We start from the raw sequence: 23,485 nt of genomic DNA on the forward strand, positions 1-23,485 counted from the left end.
CCCTTGTTTTTTTTGAAGAGTAAACCTTCTTTTTCTTCCCATGCCGCTTTTTCTTTAAAAACGGGAAGATATATTAAAATAATTCTGTTTTTTCTTTCTTTCAGCGTATGTTTTTCATCTGTAACGGCATCCGGTGTTCCTCTTTCCATCTGGGTTGAATGTGAAGGATCAAACAAGACCCTGTCCTCGGAGCAGAAAATCACTGAAATGATAGATTTTTGTTCAAATACCGGAATCAGGGAAATTTTTGTCCAGATTTACAGGGGCAACAGGACATGGTTTAAAACCGCTCTTGCCGGGGAGGGATTGGTTGATGACACTCCTTACAGGGATTTTCTTGAAAAAGAGAAAGGGTTGGATTTGCTGAATACGGTAATTAAAAAAGCTCATGCAAGAAAGATAAAAGTGCACGGCTGGATAAACGCGTTCAGGATTGCGAAAAACCTCAATGCGCCTGTTCTGCTTAAATACGGAAGGGATATAATAATCGTGGACAGCAAAAACAGGTCAATGCTTGATTATCCTGATTTAAATCTTCCCGGGGCCGAAGGAGAATTTTTTTCTACAGGCAGAGATGGTTACTGGCTTAATCCGGGGGATGACAGGGTGACATCCCTGATTTCTAGGCTTATTCAGGGCGTAATGGAAGAATATCCGGATATCGACGGTATACACCTTGATTTTATCAGGTATCCTTATTGTGTCCCTTACTCGCCTGGATCCTTGTGGATGAAGGGTGTTGATTTCGGATATAACAGGGTAAACAGGCAAAAATTTTCAGATGCTTACGGGCTGGACCCGTTATATATGGATAAAAACAGTGTAAACTGCCGGTTATGGGATGATTTCAGAAGGGGTTTGATATCCGGCTTCATAAAAGAGCAGGGGACTATTGTGAGAGAGTCCGGTAAAGAGTTTTCAGTGGCGGCCTTATGCTGGCCCGACAGGGCTTATCTGTCTTCCTTTCAGGACTGGAGGATGTGGATGGAGGATAATTACCTGGATTTTATTGTTATTATGAATTACGGGACAGACCGCAAACTGGTGAGATATCTTTCAAAAGAGGCAATGGCGTTCAGGCGCGACAGCGGCGTCTATATAGGGCTGGGGGCATATTTGCTGAAAGGAAGCCCGGATGAATTAAAAACGCAGATAAAAGATGCGGAAGAAGTTTTTCCTGACGGGATTACGTTTTTTTCATATGACTCCGTTAAGGACCAGCCCCGGGTAACCGAGATTATTAGCGGGTTGGATTGATAAGCCGGATAAATGATATGGGTAAAATTATTAAAGACAGGCCGGTTAAATATACTGCAGGCCTGTTATATAAATCGGGAATTGAAGAAATGCTGGAGTTGTTAGTTCCGGTTCTGGGTGATATCGACGGACAAAGCAGGGAAGAGGAATTTTCGTTTACGGATTATTATGAGAGGGAAATGGGAAAAAACCTTAAAAGGATATTTGTAAGTTTTAAGAAGCTGCAGCCGCCGGAGCTGATTGCTGATATTAAGATAAAAACCAATCAGGTGGAGTCGGAGACATCGAAATCAGGGAAAAGGGTTTTTAATATAGACCCGGGTTATCTTGACCTTGCCAAGCTTGTCGTAGCTTCAACTAAAGATGCCACATACAGGGTTTATATTAAAAATGGAATTTTTGCGCAGGGAATGTTATATTTTGCGAATAATTCTTACAGGCCGTGGGAATGGACATACAGGGATTATAAAGAGGATTTCAGCATAGAGTTTTTTAATAAAACCAGGGAAACTTACAGAAAGCAGATTGAATTATGGCAACGGTAAAACCTTTCAAAGCTTTAAGGCCGGAACCGGGGTTAACATCGAAAATAGCTTCTTTGCCCTATGATGTTGTATCAAGGGAAGAGGCGCTGACTTATTCAAGGGGGAATCCATTCAGTTTTTATCATGTGGTAAAGGCAGAAATCGATTTACCTCCCGAAACAGATGAGCACTCGAAAGAGGTATATAAAAAGGCGAAGGAAAATTTTGACAGGTTGGTTAAAAACAGAATACTCATCCAGGACCAGAAAGAATGTTTTTATATTTACAGGCAGAAGATGAAAGAGCATGCGCAGACAGGGATAGTCGCCTGTATCGCGGTGGATGAATATATTTCCAATACCGTGAAAAAGCACGAACTTACGAGGGAAGAAAAGGAAAAAGACAGGACAAACCATATCGCGGCGCTAAAAGCTAATACGGGTCCTGTTTTTCTGATTTACAGGGGGAAAAATGAAATAGATGAGGTTATTGAGAAGATTACGGCCGGAAAACCGGAGATTTCATTCTGTTGTGACTTTGAAGTTACCCATGAATATTGGATACTTGACGATCCCGGACTCATCGATGAACTGGTTAATCATTTTAAACAGGTTCCCGCGCTTTATGTCGCGGACGGACATCACAGGCTGGCGGCCGCGGTCAATGTCGCGAATATGTGCCGCGAAAAAAACAAAGATTTCACCGGACATGAAGAATTTAATTTTGCCATGGGAATTATATTCCCCCATAACCAGATTAAGATTCTCCCTTATAACAGGGTGCTTAGAGATGTTGATATTGTCGATAGAGAGCGGTATCTGAGCGTTTTAAAGGATGAGTTCAGGGTTGAACATTCAAATAGCGGCGTACCCGGGAAAAAAGGGATTTTATGCATGTATATGGCAGGCAGGTGGTTTTCTCTGGAGTTGAAGAATCCGGATGGTATTGCCGGCACGGCAAATAAGCTCGATGTAAGCATCCTGCAGGATAAAATACTTTCAAGGATATTCGGTATAGAAGATCCGAGAAAAGACACAAGGCTTGATTTTATAGGCGGCAACAGGCATCCGGATGAATTAAAAAAACTGGTTGATTCCGGGGCGTATAAAATCGCCTTCAGTCTGTTTCCGACTTCGGTTAATGACCTTTTTGAAATATCTGATGAAGGAGGTATTATGCCTCCGAAATCAACATGGTTTGAACCTAAGTTAAGAAGCGGTATATTCGTTCATCTGCTGGAATGATCCGGGCTGTTGAATTTTTTGTAAGATGCCGTCAGAGTCTTCCATGCTTCCTGAGGGTTTTCACAGGCAAGCTGTGACATAGCTTCGGTTCCCATATAGCTCCACGCGGCTATATCCCTTATGCCGCAGGAAAAAGCCGCTTCGCACGCGATTGTAATGAACCTTTCCTCGCCCTTTCTTATCCTGAAGTTTTGTATCCATATATGGGCTCGTTTGCCATGTTTTTCGGCGATGTCCTTTATTTTCCGGGAAAAAGTTTTCACATGTTCCGCAATTGTATTTTCGGTTATATCGGACAGGTGATTCCAATAGGGGTCCGTCCCTATTGATTCAATGGCGGGTATCCCGGCTATTTCAGTCCATAGTAAAGTGTTGTCGATATCGGGCAGAAAACAGATGGAATTTTTTATTCCGTTTGCCGAAGCGTATCCTGAAACGGTTTTTATTAAATCAAACAGCGAAGCGCGCTGAAACGATTTGACCTCATCGTTTATGTTGGCAGGGATATCTTTTTTGAATACCGAAAGGTATTTTTCTTTGCAATGTCCGCAGTGGCATCCCCATATATCGTTTTTTTGCCCGAACCAGCGCGGTATATAAAAATGTGGTTCATCCCAGAATATATAGTCGGCGGAGCAGTCTCCGCATGCGTCAACCCATGATTTCAGGAAGTCCACGGTCTGAGGGTTATTCGGGCATGAGACGGGAAGCGGCCGTCCGCGGTTGTCGATCTGCCTTGAGGTAAAAGATGTGTTGATGAAATTTGTGTAAGCCTCGCCTCCGAATATGCCGCAGACTCCCCATGGGTCTAAATGGACTTCAAGCCCCGCGCAATGGGCTTTTTGTGAAAGCCCGGCGATATTTTTTTTGTAATACTGGAAATCATTTTCGGAAAATGTCAGGACGACATAGGAACACCCGTTTTCTTTCATATTTTTAAAATCTTTTTCCGCATGTTCGGGGAATTTATTGCCGAAGTAGCTTGTGCCTGTGCGCATTATTAACGCCTTGTCCTTCCGGGGCTGTATTTTCTTCTGCCGAAAGTTGTGTTTATATATTTGGGGGAAGCAAGAGTTACGTAATCGTCGATTGCTATTCCCGAAAAGACATAATTCCTGTAAATATCTTCGGGTATCTTATCTAATATGTCTTCGCACCTGTCCGCGTCTATGCTTAGCATTATCCTGTTATTATATCGGCATACGATATCCGATATGCGTTCCAAGCGTGTAAAAATATCTTTTTCGCTTCCTGTATATTTTACCAGAAGATAATCGCAGTTTTTACCGAGTTCTTCCGCGAAATCCTCTGTTATGTCAGGCGGAATCATGGCGCCGAACGAGATGGGGGTCTTTTTTTCGTAGATATCGTTTGAGATCTCTCTGGTTATGTCTATGAAGTCGCGGTTAAGTCCTTCGAGGAAATCGTTTTTTCCGGATTGCGCCTGCGCCTTGTTGTAATAATCTATTATCACCCCGTCAAAACGCTCTTTGGCGCCGACATCGGAGTTATATGAAGAAAGGCGCCCCAGCAGGCGCTTCGCGAATTCCGAATTCAGCCTCGTATGTTCTCCTGAATCGAAATAGTGGACTTTGCAGCCTTTTTTGTGGCACTGTTCTATGAACTCTTTCAGTTTGGTGTCTTCTTTTTTAAGTATCCTGCCCCATTCATCGAGGTTAATGAATATATTTGTAAACTTATTTTCTTTTGTTTTTTCGTTTTCGATGAAACTGAAGAATTCTTCGACGGCTTTCGGGTTTTTGAACAGGTATTCCGAATCGGATATGAAAATTCCGAGGTCGGACTGGCGGTTGTCGAAAGTGTCTTTTCTTATCCGGGATTTGAACATATATTGTACGGGGTCGAAATCATCCGAATACATCCATTTTACCGAGTAATATGCGGGTTTGGGCCTGACATCGTAGTCTTTGAAGCTGTTCCCGTCTATCGAGATTATGCCGAACCATTCTTCATAATCATCTTTTTCGTGGTAAAGTTTATCTTTCGCGGCGGGGACGGGTTTTGCGGCCTTGCTCTGCTTGTACCATTCATCGCTCCATTCGAACACCAGCCCTCCCGCAAGAGGCGGTTCTGCCGTAATAATATCGGTCCACCTGTTCAGCAGGTATACGGCCTGCATAGATTCCGAATTGCCTGATTCGGTCGGGTTTTCCGGAGCGGTCGCATAGCCGAATTCGCTTATTATCAAAGGCATTTTGCCATAATTTTTTTTTAATCCTTCTATATAACCCTGATATGCCGTCCGGGTTGTTTTTCCCTTGGGATGGGAGTATACTTTTTCAGGCCAGTAGGAATAGACGTCAAATAAAGCGATGTCAAGGAAAGGGGTTTCAATCAGATTGTCCGTAACAGGCCAGTTGATGTGGCTTACCATCGCATCCCTGTTGTAATTTTCCCGTACATGGGATTTCAGATAATCGGCTGTCTCGGCCAGAAAAGATTCCGTCGCGTTGGCGTCATCCGGGGCGCTTACATATGTTCCTTTATAAGGCATGGAGTCCGCGTGTATCCTGTTTGTTGTGTTTACCGCGCCTTCATCAAATTCCCCACCGACCCAGTACGCGAGTATGATGTCGGAATAATCGCTGCCGTTATAATTATGTATTGTGTCTGTGAGATACCGGATTCTTTTTTTGATTTGTTTCTTAAAGTTTTCATCTTGAAAATCCCGGGGGTTGTTCTCGACTGTTACACCCTGAATAATGTACAAACCCTGTTTTTTCGCTTCTTTATAAATGCGCTCATCTCTCAGCCAGTACAGGAGTATCGTGTTTGCGCCAAGCTCTTTTATTAATTTCATGTCTTTTCCGATGTCCGCTTTTTTAGGCACGTCGGAGTGTGTCTCGCCCGGGTAAAAAGGAGAATAAGTTATCCCTTTTATGATTGTTTTCTCGCCGTCCACATAAATAAAGTTACTGTCTTTGGTGAAAGTAACAGAGAAGGAAAAAGACACTGCGGAAAGAAAAACGGCCAGTACAAAGAAAAACATCGGCAGTCGGGTTGTTTTTTTCATAGTTTACCTTATTTGTCCGGCATGTTTTTGTATGTCGCATAATAATGTATGGCGAAACCGAAAAAGCTTTCATTTTCGGAAAAATGCTTTTCCACTGCCGTGAGCTCCCTCTCCATTTCTGCTTTTGTCTTGTCGTCGAATGTGATTTTCGGCAGCATGATGAGAGTGGTCTCAAACCCCGGGTATTTCTCCTTGCCATCAGGCGAAGATATCTCTATTTCAGCCAAACCGTCCCACTCGGGGTTTTTGGAGATAGCGTATTCGGCGTCAAACACGAGGTCATCTATATCCGTGTCGGAAACATCTCTGCCTATCCATCTTGCAAGCTTGAGAAGCGCTTCGTCAAAATGTTTCTGTTTTTCTTTGTCCATACCCTGCGGGACTTCAAGCCCCGCGTGGATATAATTTCCGGTTGAAAGGACCTGAAGCCGGAAACTGGCTCCGCACATTCTGCTTATGTCGCGCAGTTCCTTAAGCTCTTTATTCAGGCGGGCCATAAATTCTTCCTTTTCGAACCCGCATACCATTTTTACTGTTATAAGGGGGTATCTGAAGGTCTCAATTCCTATATATACCTTTTTGCCTTTTTGGTCGGCATATTTGATCTCGTCAACCGCGTGGGCGATCATCCCGTCGGCTCCGTAAGCGAAATCGCGGTAGTCCATAATTCCGATATTATCCACGAGATCTATTATATGGCAGCTCGCCGGTTTCTCTGTCCCGTTATATTCGCAGGAGCCGGCCGCGTTGAATTCCTCGTCTTTCTCCTCAAACCAGTAGGGGATGTCTATGCCGTAGACCATATCGGAGTTTTCATGTACCATCCTGCTTGCTTTATCATTCAGCTCTATAAATTCCGACAGTATCTGCTTCCTGTATTCGGGGTTGATGAAACCCACAAGGAGATAGGGCTCATTATCGAGGTGGATGCCGTCAAATCTTTCTTCAGGCGAAACTTTCTTGTTGTAATCTATCACCGATTTTATCATCGACAGGGAATACTTGTGCATTGGTTTAATCACCCAGTCAGGATATCCTTCAAGGGCCTGGATAAAAAGGCCGTTGTCATGGGATTCGGCGATAAAACCCCTGAATTCATCAATCATAGTGACTTCTGTCACGATATTCTCCGGGTCCGAATCATCTGTTTTATACTGCAGCTGGAGAAAAATATCGTTTATTTTATACTTTTCGCAGAATTCAAAGAATTCCCGCCTTTTTGCGCTGTCGGTCAGCAGGGAGTATGAATCCCAGACCCACATTGCCCTTCTCAGGTTTTTCGGCTTGAATGTTTCATTTTGCTTTGCTGTTTCCGGGGTTGGTTCATCTTTGTTTTTCTTCAGGTAAATATCATCTATATATATTTTATACTTTCCTTCGGATGTGAAGTTAAAGGTTATACCTCCGAGCTCCGTCGTGTCAAGCCCGGTAAAATCCGAAAGGGGAATGACAACCTCCTGCCATTCGGCGGTGACGCCTTCAGGGATGTATGTTTTGAGCGGCCGGGCCGGGACGGAATCTTCTTTTTGGACCCATGAAGCATCGGCCATCTGGACTGTGAAATTTTCCCCGCCCTGTTCGCCTTTTACCCGGAAAGATATATATTTGTAGTCTGACGCGTCGAGATACTTCCTGTTCTCGGGTTTTTCCTTTACATTAAAAAAATGCACCCATGTTCCGCAAAATCCTCCGGAAGTCTTTTCCGCGGTTATTTCGAGTGACCTTCCGCCTTTCCCCCTGTATGTTTCATCGCTGAGATAGTTGGAAGCGGAGGACTCCTGGTTTGCGAACTGGTTGAAATGGCCGCCGAAATCGGTAGTGTTGCCGTTATCGAAGTTCCATATCCTCAAGACATCATCGGAAGCATATGTTAAAGCGACATTTAAAATAAGTAAAGCGGCGAGGAAAAATAGTTTTTTCATTTTCAACCCTTTTTATTTTTCAAATTGTATCTCATCTATCAGAATTTTTCCACTGGATACTCCGTCAGGGAAGCAGCTTCCTTCGAAGCATATAGACACCGCGTATAATGCCTGGGTATCCACAAAAAAATCGCTCAGGGGGATTTTTACTTTCTGCCAGTCCCGTCCGATGCTTCCACTGTCTGTGTAATCAGTGACATCATTGGATTTATATGAATCGTCATTTACAGCGTGCATCTGGTCCGCAATGCCGATTTTAAAGTTTTCATCTCCCGCGTACGCTTTTACCCTGAATGTGATATATTTGTATTTTGAAGCGTCGAAAAATTTTATGTCGGTGATATTCCTGTTTTCTGATTTCGGGTGTTTTGTCAGAAGCATAAAATATCCGCAGAACCCGCCTTTTCCGAATTTCCCGCCTTCATTTTTCTTGTCATACCATATTTCAAGGCCTTTGCCTGTGCCCTTGTTGTAAGCTGCGGAAGAATTTATCAGGCAGGTCGTCCTGGAAGGAGAATTCTGGTAAGAGCCCGATACCCCTTTCATTTTTGTTTTTTCACTTGAAAAATCATGTATTACTTTAACTCCGGTTTCTTTTTTTTCTGTTTCCGGTTCAGTTTCTGCGGGATTTTTATAAGAAGTTAAACTTTTTTGTTTTTGCGGGGAGGGGAATATTTGCAGAAGTTCTGCCGGATGAGCAAATTCATCCTCAAGTTCTCCGTTCAGATATATGCTTATTGTAAAGCCGCCGAATTCAAGAGACAGCTTGTTTTCCTTGAGGTAATTTTCCAATTCTATATCGTTGTAACAATGGCTGGCGAATAAAACTGCTTTTTCCTTTTTCTCCAAACCCGGGATTTCCCTTTTTTCGGCCCAATCCGATCTCAGGGGCTTTATATAATTACCGCCGCCCGCTTTATCGAAGAAACGGGTTATAACGGTTATTTTATCTTTGATGTCTTCATCCGCGCGGTTTGTTATTCTGAATGATATATCATAATATGTGTAATCCTGAGCCTGGTCTTCAAGTACCGGTCTTTCGGTTTTCCTGCTGATTCCTTTCGGTTTTTCCCTGTTTGTTTTAGAGAAGTTTTTGGATATGTTTGAAATAGAAATTTTCCGCGGCGGTAATGCCGCCTGCGAAATATCCGCGGAGCAATTTCCTCCGGCAAAAAGAAGAAAGATAATAAATAATATTTTTTTCATTTTTTATATGTAAGGTTGTGTTTCAAGTTGGATATCATCAATTGCTATAATGCCTTTTGAAGGCTTGTCATCGGCAAATAAGTAGCCTTCAAAACACAAATATATACCGGAAAGTTCGCTTAGGTCGATTTCCGGAAAATCTGAAAGGGGGATTATGGCTTTTTGCCATTTATCGGTTATCTTTCCTTCGGTGAGATAATAACCGATGGATCGGGATTTCAGGCTGTCCCCCTGGTACTTATCCCATGTCTTGTCTCTCAGTCCCACCACCATGTTTTCGTCTCCGGCGTCTCCTTTTATCCTGAAGGTTAAAAATCCGTATTCGGAAGCGTCAAAATACCTGTTGCCTCTTTTAATCAGCACATACCAGCCGCACCAGCCTCCTTTGCCGAAGGGCCCGCCCTCTTTTGCTTTAAAATATCTGATCTTCACTATCCTGTTGATGTTTTCTTCCCCCGATTCCAGTTTTTCAAGTTTGAACTGGGCTTTGGACGGAGGCTGTTCATAACATGACATTTTTGTTTTCTTCAGGCCGGATGTGTTTTCGAAATTCGCTATCAGAAAAACATCGCCGTATTTTTTAAAAGGTTCTTTCGGAAGTTCTTTGGCCGGTGTTTCACCGGGGTCTTCGGATTTTACGAATACAGGTTTTTCGCTTTCAGCCATTACGCTGTACGGCCGGAGTAAAAATTGGATAGAAATAATTATTAAAAATACCGGTTTTTTCATAGGCATGAAAAAGCGCTCCCTTAAAGCACCGGGAGCGCTTTTAATATGCGGATTATTTTTCAAATTGTATGTCATCTATATATATTTTTCCCTGCTGCCCGCCTTCTTCATAGCAGTCAGTTTCAAAGCAGAAGGATATTGAGTGAAGCATACCCCAGTCAACAAAGACTTCTTCAAGCGGAATTTCAACTTTCTGCCATTCGGTCGTGACGGCGCCTTCGGGGAGATAGGCTGTAATGCAGTCTGTTTTTGTAGAGTCATCTATCATCTCTCCCTGCTGGTCGGCTATCCCGAGTTTAAAGTTTTCTCCGCCTTTCTCGCCCTTGATCTGAAAAGTAAGTTTCTTATAACCCGATGCGTCAAGGTAGTTTTTGCCTATATGAACAAGAGTGTAATATCCGCACCAGCCGCCGTTTCCGTAAGGTCCGCCTTCGGCTTGCTTGTCATAAGAAATTTTTAATCCCTTGGTCGGCTGATCGTTTTTCGCGTATCCTGTGTCCGGGGCCTTTGAAAACATAATGCGAGAGGGGGCCCTGACATATACGGAACATCTTCCTCCCAGCGAGTTTGTGTTTTTTTCCATGTCATCAACCACAAGCGCTTCCACGGAAATTTCTTCTGTTTCTTCTGCTATCGCGCTCAGCGGGAAGCAGGAGCCGAATAGCGAGAAAAGAAAGATTACTGCAATCAGATGAAAGGCCATTGTTTTCATTCTTACACCTCCTGTAAAAGTTTACCTTATTTAAGACTGCCGTTAAAGAAACTTTTAACAGCAGATTTCATAATGAGCGGGACAAACATAGTTTCAGTATGGAACGATAATAAGCAAAAAATAAAGAGCGTTTGTTTTAATATGAAACTAACTTAATATAATACTTTTTCAAGGGTTTGTCAAGCCACTATTTCATATTTTTTACGTTGAAACAAAAAAACACGGGTATTCTGCGCTGATACCAAAGTATAGAGGAGTAAAAAATAGTGAAAATGAAAATTTTTTTCTTGTCTTTTCACCGCGGATATATTATTTAAGAGTATTCTTTAATTATTTATTATTACTTAATTACCGGTTAAAATTGGAACTTTATGGACCTTTCCCGTTATTTGGAACATACACTTCTCAGGGCTGATGCCTGCATAAGCGATGTAAAAAATTTGTGCAATGAGGCTAAAAAGTACGGATTTTTTTCTGTGTGCGTAAACCCTTTTTGGGTCAAAGACTGCAAAAAATTTCTTAAAAACTCAGGTGTAAAAATATGCGCGACGGTGGGTTTCCCTCTGGGAGCGAATAAAACCGAAGTCAAAACTCTGGAAGCCGTGATTGCGGCCGGGGACGGGGCTGATGAGCTGGATATGGTCATTAATATAGGAGCCCTGAAATCCGGGGATATGAAAACATTGTATGATGATATAAGGTCAGTCGTAACACACGCCGGGAAAAGACCGGTTAAGGTTATAATAGAAGCCTGTTCCCTTACAAAAAAAGAAAAGATAACAGTCGTAAAACTTGCTGTAAAGGCGGGCGCTTCTTTTATTAAAACCTCAACAGGTTTCGGAAACGGCGGGGCAACTCAGCCGGATATCAGATTGATCAGAAAAGCTGCGGACGGGAAGATAAAAATAAAGGCCGCCGGCGGCATCAGGAATTATGAAGAAGCCCTGGATTTGATAAGCGCCGGCGCGGATAGAATCGGCAGCAGCGCGGGAGCGGACATCATGCGTAAAATCGGGAAAAAAGGAGGAGCCTGTTAAGTGCAGTCTTTGAAAAAATCTCCGCTTAATGAAGTCCATATAAACCTCGGGGCAAAAATGGTTCCCTTTGCCGGATGGCTTATGCCGATACAGTATTCCGGTATTATAGACGAGCATTTGACTGTAAGGAAGAAAGCCGGGCTCTTTGATCTTAGTCATATGGGAGAAATTATCGTGACAGGGCAAAGAGCGGAAGAATATGTGCAAAAGCTGGTCACAAATAATACCGCGAAGCTTACCGACGGAAAAGCCTTTTATACCGTAATGTGTTTCAAAACGGGCGGAATAGTCGACGATGTTATCGTATACCGCTTCAAAAAGGACGAATATATGTTTGTGGTAAATGCTTCCAATGCGGATAAGGTTTTTGCCTGGCTCAGAAAAGAACTGATACCCGATGTCAGGTTAATGGATAAGTCATCCAGGACGGCTCTGCTGGCGGTTCAGGGGCCTGCTTCCGAAAAAATACTTTTAAATGTCGGTTTTAACGTCGGCAACCTTGGTTATTTTGAATTTATCCGGCAGATGTGCCGCGGTATAGAATGTGTTATTGCAAGGACAGGATATACGGGGGAAGACGGCTTTGAAATATTTTTTCCGGTTGATTATGCATTCAGCCTCTGGGCTACATTGAATACCGCCGGGAAAAAATACGGTTTGAAACCAATTGGACTCGGGGCAAGAGATACTTTAAGAATAGAGGTCGGATACCCTCTTTATGGAAATGAGATAGATGAAAAGACAAATCCTGTTGAGGCGGGCCTGTCGTGGGTTGTTGATATGGAAAAGGATTTTATCGGGAAAGAAGCGTTAAAATCACACGTAAACGGAGCAACCGCGCGCAGGCTTATAGGGTTTGAAACGGCTGAAAGAGCTGTTCCCAGGCCTCATTACGATATTTTTTCCGGCGGCGATAAGGTCGGGTATGTGACAAGCGGCGCATTGTCTCCGGTCCTGGACAGGGGTATAGGCATGGGGTATGTCCCCGCAGAAATGTCTCAGGCAGGTTCCCCTATAGATATATCTATAAGAGGGAAGATGATAAGAGCTGAAATAGTGAAAAAACCTTTTTACACCAAAGGTTCGATAAAGAGAGATAAAGTCAGTTAATAGGGACTATTCAATAAAAAGGAGGGACAAAGTGAGTATTCCGGGAGATCTGAAGTATACGGTTTCGCATGAATGGATAAAGGTTAAAGATAATATCGGAACGGTCGGCATTACGGATTACGCCCAGGATAAACTCGGAGATATTGTATTCGTCGAATTACCGAAAGCTGGAGCGGAATTGGAAGCCAACAGCGAAGCGGCTGTTATTGAATCGGTGAAGACGGCGGCGGATGTCTATACCCCCATATCCGGTAAGATAGTAAAGGTTAACAGTCTGCTTGATAAGGACCCTTCTTTTATAAATTCAGACCCTTATGATAAGGGATGGATATTCGAAATCCAGATTAAAGATATGTCAGAACTTGAAAAACTGATGGATTCCTCAGTTTATCAAAATAAGATTTCAGAGGATTAAACTTCCATGGATTATACACCTCACGGACGGGAAGACATCCGGCAGATGTTTGAGTCGCTGGAAATATCTTCCGTGAAAGACTTATATCCAAATATTCCTGAAAAAATCCGCATAAAGAGCTACGGGATTGCTGAAGGAATATCCGAACCGGAGATGAGAGAAGCCCTTGAAAAATTTGCGGGCATGAATTTTTCCGTCAAAGACTTAAAGTCATATATTGGCGGCGGGGCTTATGAACATTTTATACCTGCCGTTATAGATGATATATGTTCCAAACCGGAATTTTATACCGCATATACGCCTTACCAGCCTGAGGCAAGCCAGGGGATCCTGCAGTCTATTTATGAGTACCAGAGCATGATATGTGAACTTACCGGAACGGATGTTTCGAATGCATCCCTTTATGACGGGGCGACCGCCGCCGCGGAAGCGGCGTTAATAAGCGTCAATAAATGTGATGAGGGCACCGTAGCCGTATCATCCGCCGTAAACCCCATGTACCGGAAAGTAATAGAGACTTATCTGAAATCTTCGCCCTGCAATATTGAAATTGTGGAACACACTGAAGGGATAACGGACGTCAGCCGGATTGAAAAACAGATATCCGGCAAATTAATTTCTTTCATATTCCAGTCGCCGAATTTCTTCGGCTGTATCGAAGATGTGAAAGCCTTGTCGGATTACATCCACGATAAGAAGGCGTTATCAATCGCTATTGCGAATCCCTTATCCTTGGGCATCCTTGAAGCTCCCGGAAAAAACGGGGCGGATGTTGTTGTCGGGGAAGGCCAGAGCCTGGGTATCCCGCTGTGTTTCGGCGGACCGTACCTGGGTTTTATTGGCGTGAAAAAGGAATTAATGAGAAGGCTGCCCGGCAGGATAATCGGCAGGACACTGGATAAGGACGGCAAAGAAGGTTTTGTTATGACACTGCAGGCGAGAGAGCAGCATATAAGAAGGGAAAAAGCCACATCCAATATATGTTCGAACCAGGCGTTAATGGCGCTGAGAGCCGCGGTTTATATGGTGTATATGGGAAAAGAAGGGATGAAAGAAGTGGGGGCTCTTAATATATGTAACAGCCATTATCTTGCGGCGGGGGTTGAAAAAACGGGAAAAGCCGTTTTGAAGTTTAAAAAACCTTTCTTCAACGAATTTGTGATTGAGTTCAAGAAGGACGCGGAAGAAGTTTTTAAGGCTTTTGAAGAGGAAGGTATATTACCCGGCATACAGCTTAAAGAAGAAGGGCGAAACAGTATTTTATGCTGTGTAACAGAAACAAAAAGCAAAAGCGATATGGATAAATATGTTGAGGTTGTAAAAAAACTGTAAATTCAAAATAGTTTCGGGTTTCGTATTTTACATTTTGAAAGATTGGTTTCGAATATTTTAATTCTCAAAGATACGGTGGATATTAAATGGCGAAGAAAAACGGTACAGGTTTGATTTTTGAGAAAAGCGTTAAAGGGAGAAAAGCGTTTTCACTGCCTGAACCTGCTGCAAAAGGTAATAAGCCGGCCGATTATATTCCGGCAGGATTCTTAAGGTCTTCGCTTGAATTTCCTGAGATATCCGAGCTTGATATCGTAAGGCATTATACCAATCTTGCGTCGAAGAATTTCAGTGTTGACGGCAATTTCTACCCTCTTGGATCCTGCACGATGAAATACAACCCCAAAATTAATGAGCAGATATGCGCTTATGAAGGGTTCAAAGATGTACATCCTCTTTTCCCGTGTAAAAAGGTGCAGGGGTATATGTCTTTGCTGAAAGAGATGGAAAAATTACTTTGTGCAATAACGGGTATGGATGAGTTTTGCCTGCATCCTTCGGCGGGCGCGCACGGCGAATTGCTCGGCCTTATGCTGATCAGGGCTTTCCATGACAAACAGGGCAACAAGCGAAAAAAGATTATTGTGCCCGATTCTTCTCACGGCACCAATCCGTCCAGCGCCGCGATGGCGGGATACAGGATTGCTTCGATAAAATCAGACAGGGACGGCCGGATTGATTTGAACGAACTCAGAAACGCTCTTGATGGCGAGGTTGCCGCTTTAATGATGACAAACCCGAACACTCTGGGACTTTTTGAAGATAAAATACTTGAGATTGCCGGGATGGTCCATGAAAAAGGAGCTCTCCTGTATTATGACGGAGCTAACCTAAACCCGCTGCTCGGATTATGCCGTCCCGGTGATATGGGTTTTGACGTTGTACATCTTAATCTCCACAAAACTTTCTCAACGCCTCACGGCGGAGGCGGACCGGGTTCGGGCCCTGTCGGGGTGAAAAAGAAACTGGAACCGTTTCTTCCGGTTCCTGTTATCAGGAGAGAGGATGATATCCTGACGTTTGATTTTAACCGCCCTGACAGCATAGGCATGATTAAGGCTTTTTGGGGAAACACAGGCGTTATCCTGAAAGCTTTCGCTTATATAACGGCGCTGGGAGATGACGGCTTGAAAAAAACGGGTGAGACTTCAGTGTTAAACGCCAATTATCTGAGGAAAAAACTGGGAGAGCATTATAATATTCCTTTTAACAGGGCCTGTATGCATGAATTTGTGATTTCCGTTAAAGACCTGGCCTCAAAAGGAGTCCATGCGATAGATATCGCGAAAGCTCTTATAGACAGGGGAATACACCCTCCGACGGTATATTTCCCTTTGATAGTGGAAGAATCCATAATGGTTGAACCGACTGAAACCGAGAGCAAATCCACGCTGGATTCTTTTGTCGATGAAATGGTTCAAATCCGGAAAGAGGCGGAACAGAATCCCGGGTCTTTGAAAGATGCGCCGGTCAATATGAGCGTGAAGAGGCTTGATGAATTCAAAGCGGCCAGATTTCCGGATGTAAAGTGGGATTTTAAAACACAAAACTTAGAATAAAAATAAAAAGCCAACAAAAAAAAGAAAAATATTTTAACCACAGATAATACAGATTCACACAGATAAAGAAGTAAGAGCATATAATAAATAAAAAAATAAAAACAAATAAGTATTTAATAAAAATGTCTTTAAGTCTATCTGTATTAAATGGTGTTTATCTGTGGTTGAAAAGCAAATAATAAAAATAGAAGAATAAGGTTATGGATAAAAGTAGAATCTGGCGGCTTTTGGACGACGAACCCAGGAACGCCGGAGAGAATATGGCGGTTGACGAAGCGCTGGCTTTATCGATAGCCGGAGGCGTGTCGCTTCCGGTTCTGAGGCTTTACAGGTGGTCGTCGCCTGCGTTGACCTACGGATATTTCCAGAATCCCGGACAGGAAATAGATATAGAGTATTGCAAAAGTAATAATATAAGTTTTTCAAGAAGGATGACAGGCGGCGGTGTTGTCCTGCACTTCGGGGATTTGACATATTCCGTCATTACGGATATAGGTTTTTTCGGCGTGAGGAATGATGTTATGTCCACATATGAGATACTTCACCGTTCTGTGAAGAATGCATTGGGTTTTCTCGGTATAAATGCCGAATTATGCGTGTTAAACCCGGGCGTGACCGACAGGCGGCGCGGCTTCTGTTTTGTGAAACATTCCAGATATGACCTTTTGGTTGATGATATCAAAATAGCCGGGAGCGCGCAGAGGAGGCTGTCAAATATACTGGTGCATCAGGGATATATTATGTTATACGGCGCGCCGGAAGAAAGCGCTAAGATCCTGAAGGGCGGGAAAAATAACCGCTGCGCGCGCGGCATTGATATACCGTCGGGCTTTCCGCCGAGGGAAGAAATAACATCCTCGATGGCTAAGTCTTTTGAAGATGAGTTTGATTTGAAATTTGAGCGCGGATATTTGAGCGCCGCGGAACGGAAAGATGCGGAACAGTTGAATTTTGATAAATATTCTTCGGACAAATGGAAATACCTGCATTGATTTTTGTTTGGTATATTTATTAAAAATATTATTATATATCATTGAGTTTTTCGGGAGTGCTGTTATGCCGGTTAATAAATATATTTTATCAGCGATTTTTTATACGTTCCTTTTCAGCCTTGCCGGCTGTTCAAAATCCGGGCAGAAACCCGCCAGCCCAGGTAAGATAGAACAGGCGTATAAATATTACCGGGAAAAATCCAAAGAAAATCCCCAAACCGCTTCCTCGACAAAATACAAGTTAAAGCTGGGGATTATATGCCTGAAGATGGGAGATTACAACAAGGCTGTTTCGGAGTTTATTTCTGTAATAGATATAGACCCCGGCATAGCGGAAGCGCATTACAATCTCGCTTACGCGTATCAGATGCTCGGCAACGACGACAGCGCCATAACCGAATACAAGAATGCGATAACCATAAGGCCCGGTTACTCCGATGCGTATAATAATCTCGGCTTGCTTATGGTGGAAAAAGGGTATATTAAGGAAGGGATATATTATTTAAGAAAATCGCAGGAAAATGACAGCGGTTTTTCCCCGGCTTATTACAACCTTGGCGCCGTATATCTTACAAAGGTAAAAGATAATGATATGGCGCTTGATTATTTCGCGAGGTACCTGGAGATTAATCCTTCGGGCGAAAAATCGGAGGATGCAATCAAATACGCTGAACTTTTAAAATCCAAAACCGGCGGAAGAAAAATTGATACAGCGGAGTTATATTATAAAAGAGGGATTTCCGCGCGTGAGGTTGGGGATATAAAAGCCGCAGTTTCCGAATTTCAGAAGAGCATTAAAGATAACCCGCGCTACCCTGACCCTTACAGGGAATTGGGTTTGCTGTATCAGGACAGCCTGCATGACAATGATAAAGCCCTGGCGTATTTTGAACAGTATCTTGAAATGAATTATAAAAGCGGCGACGCCGCGGAGATCATGCGGCGGGTCAAACACCTGAGAAAGAAGGGAAAAGAGCCGGAAATAACTCCCGAAAAAATCGAACCGGAAAAAGCGGGAGCCGCGCCGGCTGAAGAACATAGAAGCGTTAAGTCAAAAGAGCGGGAACTCGCTGAAACCAGGAAAAAAGCCGCAGAATATTATAAATCGGGCGATTATGATAAATCCGCCGAAGCGTATAAATCCGCATTGATGCTGGAACCTGATTCCGCCGATTTAATTTCATCTCTGGGTGTTGTCTGCCTGAAAGCGGGCAATTACGGGGAGGCGAAGGAATATTTTGTCCGGGCTTTGGAAATCAACCCGTCGGATAAAAACAGCATTGAGGGGATTATCGCCGCGGAGAGGAATGCCGGAAATCCGGAGGCCGCGGCGGCTTTGCTTTTGAAATCGGGCAGAAAGGATGAGGCGGCGGATATATACAGGGAAATAGGTTCGAATTTCGCGCAGGAAAAGAAATATACTGAAGCTATAAGTAATTTTGAAAAGGCCGAGGAACTTAATCCCGGATTGAATTTGAAGCAGGAGAAAAATGACGCCGCGAGCCGGAGCGCGAAAATAAAGCTTGCTTCGGGGGATATAAAAGGCGCGGAAAAAATGCTGGAATACCTTAAAGGCAACGGCGCCGCCGGGGAAAATATCCATATATTGAAAGGGGAAATACTTTTGGCGGAAAAAGATTTTTCCGGAGCGGCCGGCGAATTTGAAAAAGCTTATTCTCTTTCCCGAAAACCGGAATTAAAGAAATTAACTGCGGGGGCCCTTGCGTCAGGATGCAGGCAATTAATAAATAAAGGCGACCTGATTCGGGCGGAAGAAATAGCCGGCAAAATAATAGAATACGACCCTTCGCTTTCCGAAATAATTTATGAACTGGCCGAAGCATACCGGGCCAAAGGTAAAGATACAGAATCCGCCTATAAGTACTTTAAACTGTATGCCGATAAATTTCCTTCTGCCGGGCACTCCCGGAAAGCAAAAGCATTTGTGGCGGATTATGAAAAAGCGAAAGAAGAAAAAGATTCATACAGAAAAAAGATGCTGACCGTTGACGAAAGCGCCGCGCAGCATTACAATCTTGCCGTGACCTGTACGAATCAGGCGAATTATGACCGAGCCATCGAAGAGTATAAAAAAGCGATTCAAATAGACCCCACTTTTACCGTGGCGCATTATAATCTCGCCATACTTTACCGCAGGAAAAATAACCTGCCTCTTGCGGCGGATTCTTATAAAAATGCCATAAAATCCGATCCGCGGTTTGAAAAAGCGTATGTAAATATGGGATTTATTTTAAAAGAGGCGGGCGAGTATGATACAGCAATCAGTTACTTTAAAAAAGCGCTGACACTGGACCCGGAAAATCCGGTTGTCCATCTGGGGCTGGCGCAGATATATGATTTAAAAAAATATAATAATGACCTGGCGCTGTATCATTATGAGAAATATCTCGGGCTTGAGCCGAACGGGAAATATTCTGCGGATGTCAGGGCCCGGATAAAAGTTTTAAAAACGCAGTAAACATAATATAATGTATTTATCCGGCAAATAATGTAAATAGAGGAGTTGTCCGTATGGAGAGAAAATTGTATTTATTGTGTGCGTTTTTGTCTGTTGTGGCTGTTTTCGGATGCGCGACTGTGGAAGGGGACCTTGATAATCCTGTTAAAACTGTGGCCGACGCCGCGGCAAAGGGCGTGTCGCTTAAAGGCGAGATGCAGCAGCAGGACAGGGATTCCGTAAATCCTATGGGTATAGAATAATTTTTTACAGCGCTTCAAACCCGCGATATTCTTTTTATGGATGTTGCGGGTTTTTTTTATTTTTTTACAGGTGTCCCGGTACGGCATTCAATTACTTGACAAAAGTGCTTTTTTTGATATAATTGCACTATATTAACAAATTGAAGTAAGTACTTTAATGATTTTCCGGTTTGAAGAAAATCGGGGATTTTTATTTCTTCAGGGCGGAAAAAAATGTCCTTATAAGGTTTTTTGTTATGTCCAAAAAGTTGATTTTTTCCAAAGATATTGTTGAAAAATTCAATATTCCTTACTCCACAGTTACACACTACACGAATATGGGGTTCTTCGCGGTCGTAAAAAAACAGGGGAATAAGCGCCTTTATGATGAAAATGAAATAGGCGCGCAGCTGGAAAAAATAAGGGAATTGACGGAGAAAGGCTATCCCTTGCGTTTAATACGCGAGATACTCATAAACGGAGAAAAAATAAGGTGAGCTATTATAAGGTATTGGGATTACAGAAAGAACCTTTTTCAACAAGTCCGGACCCGGCGTTTTTCTTTGAGTCCATGGAGCACAAGACCGCTCTTACAAATATTCTGATTGAGATCCGGTTAAAACGGGGGCTGAGTGTGATACTGGGCGATGTGGGGACAGGAAAAACGACACTGAGCAGGAAGCTTTTCCAGATGTTCGGAAACAGGGAAAATATAGACTTTTTTATGATACTTGACCCCACATATGAAACCGAGTTTCTGTTTTTGATGTCGCTGGTAAAAACGTTCGGGCTGGAACTCAAAGTAAAAGACCCGACTATCCTCGACCTGAGAGAGGAAATAAAGAGATTCCTTTTCCAGAAAGGGGTCAATGAAAAGAAGACAGTGGTGCTTCTTATAGATGAAGTCCAGAAGCTGAATTCAATGTCTCTGGAAGTATTAAGGATACTGTTAAATTATGAGACAAACGAGTTCAAGCTTCTCCAGCTGGTCCTCCTGGGCCAGATGGAATTCCTGCCGCGGCTGGTTGAGACCAGGAACCTTGTAGACAGGGTAAGCTTGAAGTACACGCTGGGGCCTCTGAACGAGGAAGAGACCCGCCAGATGATAGAATTCAGGATTGCCAGGGCAGGATATCAGTCCGGCGAAAAATTATTTTCGGACAAAGCCTATAGGGAGATCCATAAATACACAAAAGGTTATCCGAGGCGGATATCAATGCTGTGCCACAAGGCGCTTAAGAATATTGTAATGGAAAACAAACTTTTTGTAGATGAGAAAACCATACAGAATATAATAAATTCAGAGGTCAAGTTAGGATGGCAAAAAGAAGACCAACTCCTGAAGAACAATTATTAGACCTTATAGAAAAGGGGGATGATCTCAGTTCCGGGAAAATCAGGAAAAGGAGGCTGAGCCCTTTTGGTTTTTCCGGGATCAAGGGGTTTATATATGTCTCCAGAATAAAAAGCCGGGCTTTTTTTTCCGGCATATTAAAATCGGTTAAAGAACCGAATTTAAAACTTATAAATAATTTATTACTTGTGTTAATCTGTATAGTATTCGGCTTTTCGCTGTTTGACTTTCTGGTTAGAAGCCCCGGGATAGAAGAATTTTTCCGGAATATACATACGGGAGCTTTTGACAAACCCGTTGCCGGAGAAGAGAAGCAGGGAAGGCCGTTTCTTCACTATCTGGAAATAGTGAGGCGGAGGAACATATTCAGCCCTCTGGAAATAAAAAGGTTTCAAAAAGAGGAAAAGACTGTTGTAAACGTCCAGGATATGGTCAGCGACCTTGCTCTTGTGGGCATATCATGGGACAAAGATGACCCGGTTGCTATGATAGAAGACAAGAAAAACCAGAGGACGTATTTTCTCAAGAAAGGCGATACGTTTTCCGATTTCAGGGTAGAAGAAATATTTTCCGACAGGGTTATTATAAAATCGGGAGCGAATAAAATCGAAATGAAATAAGGGCTGTAATATTATGCTTAAGAAAAATATCTTTTTGGCGGTTTTGATTTGTTTCTGCGCCGTATCGGCCGGCTTTGGCGAGGATACTGTTCCCGGCGCCCCTCCCGGGCAGCCCGGAAATACGGATGAGCAGGCGGCAGGGGCCCCGGCCGCGGGCCCGGCGGTCATCGAGGAAATCAAAGAAGACGAAACCCCGCGCCATTTTGTCAGCATGGAAGAGGGGCTTTCAAGAAAAATCAGCCTTGATCTCAGGGGGATAGATATTGTCGATGCCATAAAATTTCTTGCGATGAAAGGCGAGCTTAATATAGTGACCAGCAAAAGCGTCAACGGCAGGACGACCCTGTTCCTTCGGGATGTTACGATATCGAATACGCTTGATGTGATTCTCATTACAAATAAGCTGGCGTGCGAGAAGAGGAACAATATTATCACTGTCATGACTGAGGCGGAATATGAAGCCCTTTACGGCCAGAAATACACGGATAAGAGGGAAATTGAGACTTTGAAGCTTTCATATGCCTCAGCATCGAAAGTCGGCGCGGCGCTGTCAAGCATCAAAAGCACCATAGGCACTATCATTATGGACGATGCTTCGGGCACCATAATCCTTATAGACACGCCGGAAAAGATAGCCGAGATGGAACAAGCGGCCTACGAGTTTGATACGGGGATGGAAAAGAAAAAAATCCCGACGGTTAACAAGGTTTTTGAACTCAGGTATGCGAAGGTGAAAGACATAGAAGGTAAAGTCAAAGAGCTTTTGACTGAAAACATAGGCGTGATGTCGGCGGATGAAAGGACGAATAAAATAATAGTCAGCGACCTGCCGTTTGCCATCGAGAGGATAACACATGTGGTCGAAAATTTCGATTCAAAAACCAGAGAGGTATTTATAGAGGCGAGAATCGTGGAGATAAGCCTGAGCGATAAGTATACCTGGGGTATAAACTGGGAGAGGGTTTTTGAAGATGTCCATAATTTCACGCTTACGGGGGTTTTCCCCGCCGGTGACCTGACCTCGTACGGAAGGATTGCCATAGGCACGCTGAGCAGGGATGAATATCAGGCGACTTTGACGATCCTTCAGGAAATAGGGGATGTGAAGATAGTGTCCGCTCCCCATATCGCCGCCTGTAATAACGAGGAAGCAAAGATAATGGTGGGAAGCCGCGAACCTTATGCCACCAGCACGATTTCACAGAGCGATACCACGGCGACTACATCATGGCAGGCGGAATTTGTCGATGTGGGAGTTACTTTGACCGTAACGCCTACCATAAATGAAGATAACTTTATTAAGATGCACATTAAACCCGAAGTGAGCACATTGAGAGACTGGTTTGAGATAGAAGATGACGCCGGCACTGCCCAGATCAGGCTGCCTATCATAGACACTACCAATGCCGAAACGGATATTCTCGTGAAAGACGGGACGACAATAATCATCGCCGGCCTTATAAAAGACATAAAAAGGGATAATACCGATAAAGTCCCACTGCTGGGCGATCTTCCTCTGCTCGGGTACCTGTTTCAGAACAAGGCGACAGAAAACACCAAAAGCGAGGCTGTAATCTTTATTACGCCCCATATAATAAGCGGGGACAGCAATATTATGTATGTAAGCGACACGGAGAAGGGAAAGAAACCGTTGAAAGAGATAAGCGGCGGCGCAAATAAAAAAACCGCCGGCAGTAATCCGCCCGCCGGCAAACCCGTTAAAAAGAAAAAGAACTGA

The 23,485-nt window shown here is 43.4% G+C and carries 21 protein-coding genes; 15 read left to right on the forward strand and 6 right to left on the reverse strand.

Annotated features, from left to right (window positions below; genetic code table 11):
• The first annotated feature begins 12 nt into the window (after positions 1-12).
• Genes M0R36_06065 through M0R36_06075 form a run of 3 tightly spaced genes read left to right on the forward strand, consistent with a single transcriptional unit; the run spans position 13 to position 3,025 of the window.
• On the forward strand, positions 13-1,257 hold the full coding sequence (locus tag M0R36_06065; protein ID MCK9555361.1) for a family 10 glycosylhydrolase: 1,245 nt from the start codon (positions 13-15) through the stop codon (positions 1,255-1,257).
• Between the two features lie 17 nt (positions 1,258-1,274).
• On the forward strand, positions 1,275-1,802 hold the full coding sequence (locus M0R36_06070) for a DUF4416 family protein (protein ID MCK9555362.1): 528 nt from the start codon (positions 1,275-1,277) through the stop codon (positions 1,800-1,802).
• Positions 1,790-3,025, forward strand: a complete 1,236-nt coding sequence (locus tag M0R36_06075) for a DUF1015 family protein (protein MCK9555363.1) — start codon at positions 1,790-1,792, stop codon at positions 3,023-3,025. Before M0R36_06070 ends, M0R36_06075 begins: the two co-directional genes overlap by 13 nt.
• On the opposite strand, the gene M0R36_06080 is transcribed toward M0R36_06075, so the two are convergent.
• From M0R36_06080 to M0R36_06105, 6 genes are read right to left on the reverse strand one after another with little or no spacing between them, the layout of a single operon-like run.
• Positions 3,010-4,023 (reverse strand): hypothetical protein, encoded by a 1,014-nt coding sequence (locus tag M0R36_06080; GenBank protein ID MCK9555364.1) that lies wholly within the window; start codon positions 4,021-4,023, stop codon positions 3,010-3,012. The two genes, M0R36_06075 and M0R36_06080, sit on opposite strands and share 16 nt — an antisense overlap.
• Before the next feature lie 2 nt (positions 4,024-4,025).
• A complete protein-coding gene (locus M0R36_06085; protein ID MCK9555365.1) occupies positions 4,026-6,059 on the reverse strand; it encodes a hypothetical protein in 2,034 nt (677 codons plus the stop codon).
• A gap of 8 nt (positions 6,060-6,067) precedes the next feature.
• Positions 6,068-7,981: a CIA30 family protein gene (locus tag M0R36_06090; GenBank protein ID MCK9555366.1), complete on the reverse strand. Its 1,914-nt coding sequence runs from the start codon at positions 7,979-7,981 to the stop codon at positions 6,068-6,070.
• A 12-nt stretch (positions 7,982-7,993) separates the two neighbouring features.
• Positions 7,994-9,187 carry a CIA30 family protein gene (locus M0R36_06095; GenBank protein MCK9555367.1) on the reverse strand — a complete coding sequence of 398 codons (1,194 nt, stop codon included), beginning with the start codon at positions 9,185-9,187 and terminating at the stop codon, positions 7,994-7,996.
• A 3-nt stretch (positions 9,188-9,190) separates the two neighbouring features.
• Entirely contained in the window at positions 9,191-9,916 is a 726-nt protein-coding gene (locus M0R36_06100) for a CIA30 family protein (protein ID MCK9555368.1), read from the reverse strand.
• Positions 9,917-9,968: 52 nt separating this feature from the next.
• Complete coding sequence (locus M0R36_06105; GenBank protein ID MCK9555369.1) at positions 9,969-10,628, reverse strand: hypothetical protein; 660 nt, start codon at positions 10,626-10,628, stop codon at positions 9,969-9,971.
• 371 nt (positions 10,629-10,999) lie between these two features.
• Here M0R36_06105 and deoC point away from each other — a divergent pair, with 371 nt between their 5' ends.
• The 12 genes from deoC to M0R36_06165 all read left to right on the forward strand — a co-directional run bounded on the left by deoC (position 11,000) and on the right by M0R36_06165 (position 23,485).
• The gene (gene deoC / locus M0R36_06110; protein MCK9555370.1) at positions 11,000-11,665 is read left to right on the forward strand and encodes a deoxyribose-phosphate aldolase; all 666 of its coding nucleotides are present in this window, start codon (positions 11,000-11,002) and stop codon (positions 11,663-11,665) included.
• Positions 11,666-12,775 (forward strand): glycine cleavage system aminomethyltransferase GcvT, encoded by a 1,110-nt coding sequence (gene gcvT, locus M0R36_06115; GenBank protein MCK9555371.1) that lies wholly within the window; start codon positions 11,666-11,668, stop codon positions 12,773-12,775.
• A 31-nt stretch (positions 12,776-12,806) separates the two neighbouring features.
• Positions 12,807-13,190, forward strand: a complete 384-nt coding sequence (gene gcvH / locus M0R36_06120) for a glycine cleavage system protein GcvH (protein ID MCK9555372.1) — start codon at positions 12,807-12,809, stop codon at positions 13,188-13,190.
• 6 nt (positions 13,191-13,196) lie between these two features.
• Positions 13,197-14,522 (forward strand): aminomethyl-transferring glycine dehydrogenase subunit GcvPA, encoded by a 1,326-nt coding sequence (gene gcvPA / locus M0R36_06125; protein ID MCK9555373.1) that lies wholly within the window; start codon positions 13,197-13,199, stop codon positions 14,520-14,522.
• Between the two features lie 86 nt (positions 14,523-14,608).
• A complete protein-coding gene (gcvPB, locus tag M0R36_06130; protein ID MCK9555374.1) occupies positions 14,609-16,081 on the forward strand; it encodes an aminomethyl-transferring glycine dehydrogenase subunit GcvPB in 1,473 nt (490 codons plus the stop codon).
• Between the two features lie 200 nt (positions 16,082-16,281).
• Complete coding sequence (locus tag M0R36_06135; protein MCK9555375.1) at positions 16,282-17,073, forward strand: lipoate--protein ligase family protein; 792 nt, start codon at positions 16,282-16,284, stop codon at positions 17,071-17,073.
• Between the two features lie 64 nt (positions 17,074-17,137).
• Positions 17,138-19,552, forward strand: coding sequence for a tetratricopeptide repeat protein (locus tag M0R36_06140; protein ID MCK9555376.1), 2,415 nt, complete (start codon positions 17,138-17,140; stop codon positions 19,550-19,552).
• Between the two features lie 53 nt (positions 19,553-19,605).
• Positions 19,606-19,794 (forward strand): hypothetical protein, encoded by a 189-nt coding sequence (locus tag M0R36_06145; protein ID MCK9555377.1) that lies wholly within the window; start codon positions 19,606-19,608, stop codon positions 19,792-19,794.
• Positions 19,795-19,964: 170 nt separating this feature from the next.
• Positions 19,965-20,270, forward strand: a complete 306-nt coding sequence (locus M0R36_06150) for a helix-turn-helix domain-containing protein (GenBank protein MCK9555378.1) — start codon at positions 19,965-19,967, stop codon at positions 20,268-20,270.
• Positions 20,267-21,130, forward strand: a complete 864-nt coding sequence (locus M0R36_06155) for an AAA family ATPase (GenBank protein MCK9555379.1) — start codon at positions 20,267-20,269, stop codon at positions 21,128-21,130. The genes M0R36_06150 and M0R36_06155 overlap by 4 nt, the downstream gene beginning before the upstream one ends.
• Complete coding sequence (locus M0R36_06160) at positions 21,091-21,747, forward strand: hypothetical protein (GenBank protein MCK9555380.1); 657 nt, start codon at positions 21,091-21,093, stop codon at positions 21,745-21,747. The genes M0R36_06155 and M0R36_06160 overlap by 40 nt, the downstream gene beginning before the upstream one ends.
• Before the next feature lie 13 nt (positions 21,748-21,760).
• Positions 21,761-23,485, forward strand: coding sequence for a hypothetical protein (locus M0R36_06165; GenBank protein ID MCK9555381.1), 1,725 nt, complete (start codon positions 21,761-21,763; stop codon positions 23,483-23,485).

The organism is bacterium (genome assembly GCA_023228325.1).
Lineage (GTDB): Bacteria > Auribacterota > UBA6266 > UBA6266 > UBA6266 > UBA6266.